Raw genomic sequence first — 561 nt, 5'->3', positions numbered from 1 at the left:
TTGTTAGAGTAACTTACTCCGAATGGTTTTATTTTCTCAGAAATAGTAATTGTTACAAGGGTTTTTACAGGAGATGATTCTTTGAAAGGTTCTAATATTTTTAATTCAAATAATCTAGGTTCATCAATTTTATCTTTCCAAATCTTATGTGGAGCTAACCAATTCCCAAAATTAATATATTCTTCCTCTTTAGAAAAAGCAAAATGTGTCGTATTATTTAATCCAATAGCCGTAATAGGGGTCTCTTTCAAGTAGTTAAGAACACTTACCGCTAAATCTTTAACTAATTCAAAATCCGCCTCATTCTCACAGTATAAAATCATTTTTTCAGAAGTGACGTTTAGCTCTACAAAAGATAAAATAAAATGACTTATCTCTGAATGAATGATTTTTACATCTGCATTTTCAATTTCTGATTCTCGGACTAATCCTTTCAACGCAAGCCAAGCTGGAGTGATAATTGGTGGATTAAATCTTCCGACCAAAACGATGGAAAGGTTTTTAATAATTGGTTTTTGAATTTTCATAAAGAATGACTTCTACTTGTACGAACTATAAAAG

General features: G+C 30.5%; 1 protein-coding gene. It reads right to left on the bottom strand.

Going from position 1 to position 561, the window contains the following annotated elements:
• The coding region (locus IU405_RS00180; protein WP_197436655.1) for a hypothetical protein at positions 1-527 on the bottom strand (527 nt) is incomplete at its 3' end.
• Positions 528-561: the final 34 nt, after the last annotated feature.

Source organism: Polaribacter sp. BAL334, assembly GCF_015767435.1.
Taxonomy (GTDB): Bacteria; Bacteroidota; Bacteroidia; order Flavobacteriales; family Flavobacteriaceae; genus Polaribacter.
The sequence above is the reverse complement of the archived record's forward strand: the minus strand, read 5'-3'. Positions and strand labels throughout refer to the sequence as shown.